Here is an 11644-nt window from a genome sequence, read left to right on the forward strand (position 1 = left end):
AAAAAACCCTTCCATCCCCCCGGATGCCCGGTTAATGATCCGGTTCATCGACAGCGATGTTCACCGCCGCACCCGTTCGGGGTGGGCTGGCCGCGAGGGCGCGCGGCTGGGGCGGGGGAGGTTTTTGGTGCCGGGGCAACCCGGAGTGAGGGGCGGATCAGGTGGAGGCGGCACGGCCGATCAGCTATAGCGGACAGGGCTTTTCGCTCCTTGGCGAAAAGGGCCGCTTCGTGCTGCCGCCCGATTTCCGCAAGGCGGTCCGCGATTCCGGCCTGGGCGAGCGCGTACTGTGCCTTGCCAAGCATCCGCGCTGGAAATGCCTGATTGGCTTCGGCCTGGGCCGCGTCAATGAATTCGAAGCCGAACTTGACCGGGAAGAGCGGATCGCGCTGGAGCGCGGGGTCGATTTCGACCGCGATCTGCGGTCGGCTCAGCTGTACGGCTTTTCGCGCGTCCCGTTCGACGATTCCGGTCGCTTTGTCCTGCCCGAGCGCTTCTTCAAGCTGGGTGGGCTGACCGGCGCCGCCTTCTTCCAGGGCGGCGGCAAGTCGTTCACGATCTGGAATCCCGAGGAACTCGCCAAGATGGGCGCGGGCTGGGAAGATGCCCAGGAAGCCTGCGCCGAACTCGCCGCCCAGGCCCAGGGCGGGAAGGGGCGCAAATGAGCGTCCCGGCCGCTTCTTCCCCGGTTGCCTCCGCCGCCGCGCCGCACATTCCCGTCCTGCTCGATGAAGTGATCGCCGCCCTCGCGCCCGCTCCCGGTGCGGTGATCGTCGATGCCACCTTCGGGGCCGGTGGTTACACGCGCGCCCTGCTCAATGCCGGGGCTACGGTCCACGCCTTCGACCGCGATCCCGATGCCATTGCCGCCGGCCGCACCTGGGCCGAAACCCGCGAGCAGCCGCCCCGCCTGGTGCTGCACCCGCGCCGCTTCTCCGAAATGGTCGCCGCCCTGGCCGAAGCGGGAGTGGCGCAGGTTGACGGGATCGCGATGGATATCGGCGTCTCCTCGATGCAGCTCGATCAGGCCGAACGCGGATTTGCCTTCGCGGCCGACGGCCCGCTCGACATGCGCATGGCGCAGGACGGGCCCAGCGCGGCCGATTTCGTCAACACCGCGCCCGAGGCCGAGATTGCCGACGTGCTGTTCCACTATGGCGAAGAGCGCCAGTCGCGCCGCGTGGCCCGCGCCATCGTGGCCGCCCGGCCGCTGTCGACCACCGGCCAGCTGGCCAGCGTGGTTCGCAAGGCGCTGGGTCATCATCCCGGCATGCCCAAGGATCCTGCGACCCGCACGTTCCAGGCGATCCGCATTCACGTGAATGCCGAACTGGACGAACTGCGCGATGGCCTGAATGCGGCCGAGCGCCTGCTCAGGTCCGGTGGGCGCCTCGCCGTGGTCAGCTTCCACAGCCTGGAAGACCGGATCGTCAAGCAGTTCCTGCGCGAAGCCGGCGGCACGCTGGCCAATACCTCGCGCCACTTGCCGGTGGTCGCTGCGGCCAGCCAGCCGACCTTCGCCGATGTCGCCAAGGCGGTCCGTCCGTCAGCGGCCGAGATCGCCCGTAATCCGCGCGCCCGCTCCGCCACCTTGCGCGCCGCCATCCGCACTGCCGCTCCCGCCCGGGAAAGGAGGGCTGCATGAACCTGACCCGCGATCGCCTGCGTTCGATCGGCTGGGTGGCCGTGCTGGTCACCTGCGCCGCGCTCACCCTGGTGCTGATGGTCCGCGTCAATGCGGTGAAGAGCGAGGTCCAATTGGCCCAGCGCCAGATCAACGCGCTCAAGCAGGAAAAGCTGTTCCTGGAAACCGAGTTCCAGACCCGCGCCAACCAGCACCAGCTGCGCAACCTCAATACGGTCGAGTTCGGTTACCAGGCCCCGACAGCGGGCCAGTACCTTGAAAACGAACGCCAGCTGGCCGCGCTTGGCAAGGGTCGCGCGCCCGATGGTCCGAGCCCGATCCGGGTTGCCAGCGCCGCCCCGCTCGAAGACGAAGGTGGCTTTCCGGCCATGGTTTCGCCGCTGACCGGCAAGGCCATTGCCGCCGAACCGCGCGATGATGAAGCCCCGCGCGGGATGACGCCAGCCAAGCTGCGCGACCGGCTGACCCACATCGACCGCACCACGATCGAGCCGGGAGCCGCCCGCTAATGAACGCAGTGGCGATGTCCAGCGTGATTGCGGCCGGTCGGGTGGAAATCGCCAATACCCGCCGCCATGCGCTGGCCATGGCCCATGCGCGTATCGCGCTGGTGATGCTGTTGTTCGCGGTGCTGGCGTTCGTCGCCACGGTACGCATCCTCTATCTCGGCCTGGCCGAGGCTGAATCGAGCAGTGCCGACGGACTGAGCATGGCCCCGCCGCGCGGCGATATCGTCGATCGCAACGGCGTGCCGCTGGCCCGCGCCTTCCCGGCCTATGCGCTGTGGTACAATCCGGCTGCCCTGGGTGACGATGGCGCGCCGCTGGTCCGGCCGGTCGGGGAAGTTGCCGCTGCGATCGCCCGGGTCTTCCCGGATCTCGATCCCGCCGAAGTGGCCCAGCGCCTTGCCTCGGGCCGCCCGGGTTATCTGCGCCGCCGTATCCTGCCCGAAGATGCCAACAAGATTCACGCGCTAGGCGAGCCTGCGCTGGAATTCCCGCGCGAGACCGAGCGGTTCTATCCCCAGGGCTCGCTTGCTGCCCACGTCCTTGGCTATGTCGGGGCGGACGGCCGCGGTCATGTCGGCATGGAAGGCGTGTTCGACAAGCAGCTGACCGATCCCGCCACGCGCGGCACCCCGGCGGTGCTTTCGCTCGACAGCCGGGTCCAGGGCGCGCTGGAAGACGAACTGCTGAAGGGCATGACCGATACCAATGCCAAGGGTGCGGCCGGACTGGTGCTGGATGTCGATACCGGCGAAGTGCTGGCGCTCGCCTCGCTGCCCTCGTTCAATCCCAACCTGATCGATCGGGCGGGCGAAGCGAACATCTTCAACCGCGTGACCAACCAGGTTTACGAGCTTGGCTCGACCTTCAAGCCGATCACGGTCGCGGCGGCAATCGATGCAGGCACCGTGACCAGCATGGCGCGGCGCTATCAGTCGGAGCGGCCGATCGAGATCGGGGGCTTCCAGATCCGCGACCTGCACAGCTACGGCGCCTCCATGAATGTGCCGGAATCGTTGATCCATTCATCGAACATCGTCACCGCCCAGATCGCGGATGAGCTGGGCGGGGCCCGCCTCAACGCAACCATGCGGTCACTGGGGATGAACGAGCGCCCCTATATCGAACTGCCCGCCCGCGGCATGCCCCTGTGGCCGCGCGGTGACTGGTCGCGGATCACCACCATGACCGTCTCCTATGGGCACGGCATCGCGGTTACCCCGCTGCACCTTGCAACGGCCTATGCAGCGCTCGTCAACGGCGGGATCTGGCGACCGGCGACCCTCCACAAGCTGCCGCAAGGTGCCGCGCCCGAAGGGCGGCGGGTGTTCAAGGCTTCGACCAGCGCCCGGATGCGCCAGATTCTGCGGATGATTGTGGCCGATGGCACGGGCAAGAAGGCCGATGCCTTGGGCTATCGCGTCGGCGGCAAGACCGGCTCGGCCGAAAAGCCCGGCGTCGGCGGATACCAGCGCAGCTCGCTGGTTTCGACCTTTGCTGCCGCCTTCCCGATGGATCGTCCGCGCTATGTGATCATTGCCATGCTGGATGAGCCGCAGGGCACTGCCGCAACCTCGGGCCAGCGCACCGCCGGCTGGACCGCTGCCCCGATCGTCGGGCGCGTCGTGCCGCGCGTCGGACCGCTGCTGGGCATCATGCCCGATGCCACGCGCGATGTGGACATCAGCGACCTGTCGCCACTGGTGGCCAGCGGAGAAGGCGAATGAAGCTCGCCCGGCTGGCCGCCGGGGCCGGGATCGTTCTGCCTGAACCCGGCGAAGCCCAGGTCACCGGCTTTGCCATCGACCACCGCAAGGTTGCCCCCGGTACAGTGTTCGGCGCCTTCCAGGGCGCCAGCGTGAATGGCGAGGACTTTATTCCGGCGGCCGTCGCCGCCGGGGCCGTGGCTGTGGTCGCCCGGCCCGAGGCGCAGGTCACCGGTGCGGTCCATATCGCCGATCCCCTGCCGCGCCGTGCTTTTGCCCGGCTGGCGGCGCAGTTCTTCACCCCGGTCCCCGAAACGATCGTGGCTGTGACCGGGACCAACGGCAAGACCTCGACCGTCGAGATGACCCGTCAGATCTGGCGGCAGTTGGGGGAACGCTCGGCCTCGATTGGCACCCTGGGCGTGACCACGGCCGATGAAAGCGTCTCGACCGGCCTGACCACGCCCGACGTGGTCACTTTCCTCGCCAACCTCAGCGGCCTGGCGCGTGAAGGTATTACTCACGTGGCGTTCGAGGCATCGAGCCATGGGCTTGACCAATACCGCAACGAAGGGGTGCGGGTGGTGGCCGCAGGTTTCACCAACCTCAGCCGCGATCACCTCGATTACCATCACACGATGGAGAACTATTTTGCCGCCAAGATGCGGCTGTTCGACGAAGTGATCGATCCGGCTGGCACCGCCGTGATCTGGGCCGATGACGAATGGTCTGCCCCGGCAATCGATCATGCCCGGCGGCGCGGACTGCAGCTGCTGACCGCCGGTGCGAATGCCGATGGCGATGGCCTCCGCCTGGCCAGCCGCAAGCCGGGCCAGCTGGGCCAGTTGCTGGAGCTTGAATGGCGCGGTGCGGTGCGCCGCATCGAACTGCCGCTGATCGGCGCTTACCAGACTGCCAATGCGCTGGTTTCGGCGGGGCTGGCCATCGCCTCGGGCAGCGATCCGGCACGGGTCTTCGATGCACTGGGCCGCCTGCAACCGGTGCGCGGTCGGCTGGAGCGAGCCGCGATTACCCGCGCGGGTGCGCCGGTTTATGTCGATTATGCCCATACCCCCGATGCCCTGGCCGCCGCCTTTGCCGCACTGCGCCCACATTGCGCCGGGCAGCTGATCGTGGTGTTCGGGGCGGGTGGGGATCGCGACCAGGGCAAGCGGCCGGAAATGGGTCGGATCGCGGCGGACCAGGCCGACCTCGGCATCGTGACCGACGATAATCCGCGCGGCGAGGATCCCGCCGCCATTCGCGCCATGGTGCTGGCGGGGGCTCCTGGCAGGCTGCGCGAAGTGGCCGACCGGCGCGCGGCCATTGCCGCCGCGATTGCCGAGGCCGGGCCGAAGGACATTGTGCTGGTGGCAGGCAAGGGGCACGAGCAGGGCCAGATCATGGGCGCAGGCGCCGATTGCCGCGTCCTGCCATTCGATGACGTAACCGTAGCCAGGGAGTGTGCCGCATGAACGCGATTGCCCGGATCCTCGAGTGGCCGACCGAGCCAGAGGACGACCTTGCCCGCCCGCTGTGGACGGCTGGGGAAATCGCTGCGGCGACCGGTGGCATCGCCAGCGGTGATTTCGCCGTTTCGGGCGTGGAGATCGACAGTCGCGACGTGGTCGAGGGCGACCTCTTCTTCGCGCTAAAGGGCGAGACGATGGACGGCCACCGCTTCATCGAGGCGGCCTTTGCCAAGGGCGCCGTGGCCGCCGTGGTTGATCGGCCGATCGAGGGGCCATATGTGCTGGTCGAGAACACCTCAACCGCACTTGAGCTTCTGGCTCGGGCCGCGCGCGCCCGCACTTCGGCGCAGGTTGTTGCCGTGACCGGATCGGTCGGCAAGACGGGGGTCAAGGAAGCGATCTTCGCTGCGCTCGACCGCGCCAGCCGGGGCCGCGGGCACCGCTCGGTGAAGAGCTACAACAACCATGTCGGCGTGCCGCTCAGCCTGGCGCGGATGCCGGCCGCGACCCGCTATGGCGTGTTCGAGATGGGCATGAACCATGCCGGCGAGATCTCGCGCCTGACGGTGCAGGGTCGTCCGCACGTGGCCGTGGTCACCACGATCGGCCCGGCGCACATCGAGAATCTTGGCAGCCTCGAGGCGATTGCCGATGCCAAGGCCGAGATCTTCGAAGGGCTGGAGCCGGGCGGCACCGCGATCATTCCGGCCGATGTGGCCCAGTACGGCCAGCTGCGCCGCGCGGCGGAACGGCTGGGTGTCCGCATCGTCAGCTTCGGGCGCAGCGACTTCGCCGACGTCCGCCTGCTCGATGCCGTGCCCGCGCCCGATGGCGGTTCGCTGGTGACTGCAGAGCTGCGTGGCGGCGAGGGGGTTGACCGGCGGCTGTGCTACACCGTCGCAACGCCCGGAGAGCACTGGGTGGTCAATTCGCTGGCGGTGATCGCCGCGGTGCGCGCGATTGGCGGCGATCTGGGTTCGGCCGGGCTTGCCCTGGCGGAGCTCGAAGGGCTGAAGGGTCGCGGTGCGCGCCACCGGATCGATCTGCCGGGCGGCGTCGCCCTGCTGATCGATGAAAGCTACAACGCCAACCCCGCTTCGATGGCGGCCACCCTGGCCGAACTGGGCCGGACCAGGGCGGAGCGCCGGATCGCGGTGCTGGGCGCGATGAAGGAACTGGGCGAACATGGCCCGGCCTATCACGCCGAACTGCTCGATCCCCTGCTGAAGGCGGGTGTCGATCAGGTGGTGCTGGTGGGCGACGAGATGGCGCCGCTGGCCGAGCAACTGGGGAAATCGCCGGAAACCGCGCTTGGCAAGGCCATTGGCTTCGCCCATTGCGGGACAGCCGGTGAGGCATTGGCGGCACTGCGTAAACTGGGTTTGCGGGCGGACGATGTCATCCTGGTCAAAGGGTCGAATTCCGTCGGACTGGGGGCCGTGGTCGCCGCACTGACGCAGAACAAGGAATAGGATCAGGATGCTTTACCTGATCGCCGAGTACTTCGAATTCTCGGGGCTGGCCAACCTCATCCGGTACCAGACCTTTCGGGCTGGTGCCGCGCTGATGACCGCGCTGATCCTGGGCCTGATCATCGGGCCTCGGTTCATCAACATGCTGCGCGTGCGGCAGGGCAAGGGTCAGCCGATCCGCGAAGACGGTCCGCAGAGCCATCTGGCCAAGCGCGGCACGCCGACCATGGGCGGGCTGATGATCATGATCGCCCTGGTGGTCTCGATGCTGCTGTGGATGGACCTGTCGAGCCCGCTGGTCTGGGCCTGCCTGATGGTCACCGTGGGCTTTGGCCTGATCGGCTTCCTCGATGACTACGACAAGGTCAAGAAGCGCAGCACCGCCGGGGTTTCGGGTCGGATGCGGCTGCTGGCCGAATTTGCCGTCGCCGGAGCGGCGACCTGGATCCTCGTCAGTGAGACCAATACCAACCTCTACGTGCCATTTCTGTCGGGCCATTACATCCCCTTGGGGCCGTTCTATTACCTGTTCGCGGCCTTCGTGATCGTGGGTGCGGGAAATGCGGTGAACCTGACCGACGGGCTCGATGGCCTGGCCACCATGCCGGTGGTGATCGCGGCCGGCACCTTTGCCATCATCGCCTACCTTGCGGGGCGGGTCGACTTTTCCGCCTACCTCGGGATTCCACACGTGCCACGCGCGGGCGAGCTGGCGATCCTCTGCGCTGGGATCATGGGGGCGTGTTTGGCCTTCCTGTGGTTCAACGCGCCGCCTGCGGCCGTGTTCATGGGCGATACCGGCAGCCTGGCCCTCGGCGGGGCGCTGGGGGCCATCGCCGTGGCCGCGCAGCACGAGATCGTGCTGGCCATCGTCGGCGGGCTGTTCGTGGTGGAAGCACTGTCGGTGATCATCCAGGTCGCGGTCTACAAGCGGACCGGCAAGCGGGTGTTCAAGATGGCCCCGATCCACCACCACTTCGAGCAACTGGGCTGGAAGGAATCGACCGTCGTGATCCGCTTCTGGATCGTCGCGATCGTGCTTGCCCTGATCGGTCTTTCGACGCTGAAGCTGCGATGATCACCACCCCTGCCTTTGCCGGCAAGCGCTATGCCGTCCTGGGCCTTGCAAGGTCGGGGATGACTGCGGTCGAAAGCCTGCTGGCCGGCGGGGCGGAAGTGACGGCCTGGGACAGCCGCGAGGAGCCACGCCGCCAGCTGGAAGGCCGGGTCATTCTGGCCGATCCGTTGACCATCGACCTGTCCGGCTTTGCCGGGGTGGTCGTATCCCCCGGTGTTCCGCTCAATACCCATCCGATAGCCCGCCATGCCGCCGCTGCCGGGGTGCCGGTGATCGGCGACATCGAACTCTTCGCGATGGCCCGGCCGCACCTGCCCGCGCACCGGGTGGTCGGGATCACGGGGACCAACGGCAAGTCGACCACCACGGCGCTGGTCCACCACATCCTGCAAAGCGCCGCCCTGCCGACGCGAATGGGCGGCAATATCGGGCTGCCGGTGCTGGGCCAGGCGCCGTTGCCGCCGGGCGGGGTCTATGTGCTGGAACTGTCGAGCTATCAGATCGACCTGACGCACAGCCTTGAATGCGAAGTGGCAACCCAGCTCAACCTCAGCCCCGACCACCTCGATCGCTATGACAGCTTTGAGGCCTATGGTGCTGCCAAGGCCCGCCTTTTCGCGATGCAGCGGCCCGATCAGATCGCGGTATTCGGCACCGGCGATCCCGAAACGCGGGCACTGGTGGCACGCGAAGTGGCGCGGCGCGGGGCCGACAAGGTGCGCAGTGTCGATGGGACGGACCTGCTGGCGCTCCAGCCTGACTGGCCGACACTGCAGGGGCCGCACAACTTGCAGAATGCAGCCGTCGCTGTCGCGATTGCCGAGGCCTTGGGGCTGACCGCTGCGCAATGGCGGCCGGCACTGGCCACCTTCAGGGGGCTTGCCCACCGGATGGAGCGGGTGGCCGAAGTGAACGGTGTGCTGTTCATCAATGACAGCAAGGCCACCAATCCGGCCTCGACCGCGCCCGCGCTCGCCGCTTTCCCGCCTCGGCCAAACCGCCGGATCCACTGGATCGTCGGGGGACTGCCAAAGGGCGAGGACCTGGATGAATGCGCCCCGCATTTCGGCAATGTCGCCGCGGCCTATACCATCGGCGAGGCGGGGCCCCGCTTCGCCGAATTGCTTGCCCCTCACATGGCGGTCCACCGCAGCGAGATGCTGTGCGAGGCGATCCGCCAGGCGATCGAGGTGGCCCGGCCGGGCGATATCGTGCTGCTTTCGCCTGCCTGCGCCAGCTTTGACCAGTTCCGCGATTTCGAGGCGCGCGGCGATGCCTTTCGCCAGATCGTGCAGGCGCTGACCACCCCGGAGCCGGCGTCTGCGGCGAGAGGGCAACGCTGATGGCCACGCATCCACCCTTCATCCCCGGTGCCGGTCAGGGCCCGCAGGGGGTGATCCTGCCGCGCCAGCGCCGTTTCACCCGCACCGGCATCGCGATCTGGTGGCGCGAGATCGACCGCGTCCTGCTGGTCCTCGTCCTCGCGCTGATGGCGCTGGGCACCCTGGCCGTGGCAGCGGCATCGCCGGCCAGCGCCCAGCGGCTGTCGACCGCGCGGGTCAAGCTGGACGATCTCCACTTCTTCTCGATCCACCTGCGCTGGCAGTTGCTGGGGCTGATGGCGCTGATCGGTGCGTCGATGCTGTCACGCGACATGGCCCGACGGCTGGCGATCCTGCTGGGTGCGGCCATGCTGGTCGGCCTGTTCCTGGTGCCGCTGATCGGCGTCAATGTGAACGGAGCCAAGCGCTGGCTGAACCTGGGTATGTCGCTGCAGCCCTCGGAATTCCTCAAGCCCGCCTTTGCGATCTGCCTGGCATGGATCCTCTCGTGGCGTGCGCGCGATCCCAACCTGCCGGTCATGGCGCTGTCGACCGGGCTGATGATCTTGATCGGCGCGCTGCTGATGCTCCAGCCCGATTTCGGTTCGGCGGTGCTGTTTGCCGGGGTCTGGTTCGCGATGGTGCTGGTGGCGGGCTTGCCAATGCAGCGGCTGGGCGGCGTGATCGCGGCGGGTCTTGGGGCGATCACGCTGGTCTACCTGTTCTACGAAAACGGCCGCAATCGCATCGACGCTTTCCTGGGTGGCGGGACCGCGTTCGACCAGGTCGACCTGGCCAGCAAGACGCTGCTGGCCGGGGGTTGGACCGGTACCGGGATCTGGCTCGGGCGCCGCAAGATGGCCCTGCCGGAAGCGCACACCGACTATATCTTCTCGGTGATCGGCGAAGAATTCGGTCTGCTGGTCTGCATTGCGGTGGTCCTGCTCTATGTAGCGATCGTGCTGCGCGTGCTGCTGCGGCTGATGAAGGAGGAAGACCTCTTCACCACCCTGGCCGCTGCCGGTCTTGCCGCACAGCTGGGCGGACAGGCGTTCATCAACATTCTCGTCAATCTGCAGCTGTTCCCCTCCAAGGGGATGACCCTGCCGCTGGTGTCCTATGGCGGTTCGTCCACCATCGCCTTGTGCCTTGGCGTGGGCCTGCTGCTGGCGATCACCCGCCGCAATCCCTTCCTGGAGCGCAACACGTTCCGGATCGGTGATATGGGCGGCGGTCTTACGGCAAGGAAGCGGTCATGACTTCGGTTACGCGCCACTATGTCCTGGCTGCCGGGGGCACCGGCGGGCACCTGATCCCCGCCTTTGCCCTGGCGATCGAACTGGAGCGGCGGGGACACCATGTGGCCCTGATCACTGATGAGCGCGGCGCGCGGCTGCCGGGCAAGCCAGAGTCGCTCGTTGCCCATGTCCTGCCCGCCGGGCGGATCGGCAAGAACCCGCTGCACTGGCCCAAGGGGATCGGCGCGATCCTGGAAGGCAAGCGGATGGCGCAACGGCTGTTCGAAAGCTTCCAGCCATCGGCCGTGGTCGGCTTTGGCGGCTATCCGGCCTTTCCGGCGCTGTGGGCGGCAACGGCCACCGGGGTGCCCAGTGTCATTCACGAACAGAACGCGGTGCTGGGGCGGGTCAACCGGCTGCTCGCGGGCCGGGTCAGCGCGATTGCCACTTCCTATCGCCAGGTCGACCGGTTGAAGCCGAAGTTTGCCAACAAGGTACATCTGGTCGGCAATCCGGTGCGCGCCGAAGTGCTGGCGCTGCGCGATGAACCCTTTCCTCCCTTCAGCGAAGAAGGGCTGCTGCGGGTGCTGGTGACGGGCGGCAGCCAGGGGGCTTCGGTGCTGTCCGAAGTGGTTCCCGATGCGCTCGCCATGCTGCCTGCCGCGCTGCGCAGCCGCCTGCAGGTGACCCAGCAGTGCCGCGCCGAAGACATCGAGGCGGTGCGGGCACGCTATGCCGGGCACGACATCCCCGCCGAACTGGGCACCTATTTCGAGAACATGGCCGCGCGGCTGGCCGATGCGCACCTGTTCATCGGCCGGGCCGGGGCATCGACCATTGCCGAACTGACCGCCGTCGGCCGCCCGGCGATCCTGGTGCCGCTGCCGATTGCGACTGACGACCACCAGGCGGCCAATACGGTGGAAATGTGCAAGGCCGGCGGCGCGCGGATGATCCGGCAGGACCGGTTCACCGCCAGTGAACTCGCCAAGCAGATCCTGGCCATTGCCCAGAGCCCGGAAACCCTCGCCAATGCTGCCCATGCGGCCTGGAACTGCGGTTATCCGAAGGCGGCGAAGGATCTGGCGGACCTGGTCGAAAGCTTTGGCGGCGCGCCGCTGATGGATGTGATCCGGGTGGCCGATGCGCTCAAGGCCGGGGCCGTCATGGGCGGCGCGGCCGCAGCAGGATAGGATGAAACGGTA

General features: G+C 67.5%; 10 protein-coding genes. All 10 read left to right on the top strand.

What is annotated here, in order from left to right:
* The first annotated feature begins 161 nt into the window (after positions 1–161).
* Genes O9281_RS00615 through murG form a run of 10 tightly spaced genes read left to right on the top strand, consistent with a single transcriptional unit; the run spans position 162 to position 11632 of the window.
* Positions 162–665, top strand: a complete 504-nt coding sequence (locus O9281_RS00615) for a division/cell wall cluster transcriptional repressor MraZ (RefSeq protein WP_298181721.1) — start codon at positions 162–164, stop codon at positions 663–665.
* The gene (gene rsmH, locus O9281_RS00620) at positions 662–1645 is read left to right on the top strand and encodes a 16S rRNA (cytosine(1402)-N(4))-methyltransferase RsmH (RefSeq protein ID WP_298181723.1); all 984 of its coding nucleotides are present in this window, start codon (positions 662–664) and stop codon (positions 1643–1645) included. Before O9281_RS00615 ends, rsmH begins: the two co-directional genes overlap by 4 nt.
* Entirely contained in the window at positions 1642–2154 is a 513-nt protein-coding gene (locus O9281_RS00625) for a hypothetical protein (RefSeq protein WP_298181725.1), read from the top strand. The genes rsmH and O9281_RS00625 overlap by 4 nt, the downstream gene beginning before the upstream one ends.
* Positions 2154–3878 carry a penicillin-binding protein 2 gene (locus tag O9281_RS00630; protein WP_298181728.1) on the top strand — a complete coding sequence of 575 codons (1725 nt, stop codon included), beginning with the start codon at positions 2154–2156 and terminating at the stop codon, positions 3876–3878. The genes O9281_RS00625 and O9281_RS00630 overlap by 1 nt, the downstream gene beginning before the upstream one ends.
* Entirely contained in the window at positions 3875–5332 is a 1458-nt protein-coding gene (locus O9281_RS00635) for a UDP-N-acetylmuramoyl-L-alanyl-D-glutamate--2,6-diaminopimelate ligase (RefSeq protein WP_298181731.1), read from the top strand. Before O9281_RS00630 ends, O9281_RS00635 begins: the two co-directional genes overlap by 4 nt.
* Entirely contained in the window at positions 5329–6801 is a 1473-nt protein-coding gene (murF, locus tag O9281_RS00640) for a UDP-N-acetylmuramoyl-tripeptide--D-alanyl-D-alanine ligase (protein ID WP_298181734.1), read from the top strand. Before O9281_RS00635 ends, murF begins: the two co-directional genes overlap by 4 nt.
* Positions 6802–6808: 7 nt before the next feature.
* Positions 6809–7879 (top strand): phospho-N-acetylmuramoyl-pentapeptide-transferase, encoded by a 1071-nt coding sequence (gene mraY, locus O9281_RS00645; RefSeq protein ID WP_298181737.1) that lies wholly within the window; start codon positions 6809–6811, stop codon positions 7877–7879.
* A complete protein-coding gene (gene murD, locus O9281_RS00650; RefSeq protein ID WP_298181740.1) occupies positions 7876–9222 on the top strand; it encodes a UDP-N-acetylmuramoyl-L-alanine--D-glutamate ligase in 1347 nt (448 codons plus the stop codon). Before mraY ends, murD begins: the two co-directional genes overlap by 4 nt.
* Entirely contained in the window at positions 9222–10460 is a 1239-nt protein-coding gene (locus O9281_RS00655) for an FtsW/RodA/SpoVE family cell cycle protein (protein ID WP_298181743.1), read from the top strand. The genes murD and O9281_RS00655 overlap by 1 nt, the downstream gene beginning before the upstream one ends.
* The gene (murG, locus tag O9281_RS00660; RefSeq protein ID WP_298181745.1) at positions 10457–11632 is read left to right on the top strand and encodes an undecaprenyldiphospho-muramoylpentapeptide beta-N-acetylglucosaminyltransferase; all 1176 of its coding nucleotides are present in this window, start codon (positions 10457–10459) and stop codon (positions 11630–11632) included. The genes O9281_RS00655 and murG overlap by 4 nt, the downstream gene beginning before the upstream one ends.
* Positions 11633–11644: the final 12 nt, after the last annotated feature.

Origin of the sequence: Novosphingobium sp. (assembly GCF_027531025.1) — a bacterium.
Taxonomy (GTDB): domain Bacteria; phylum Pseudomonadota; class Alphaproteobacteria; order Sphingomonadales; family Sphingomonadaceae; genus Novosphingobium.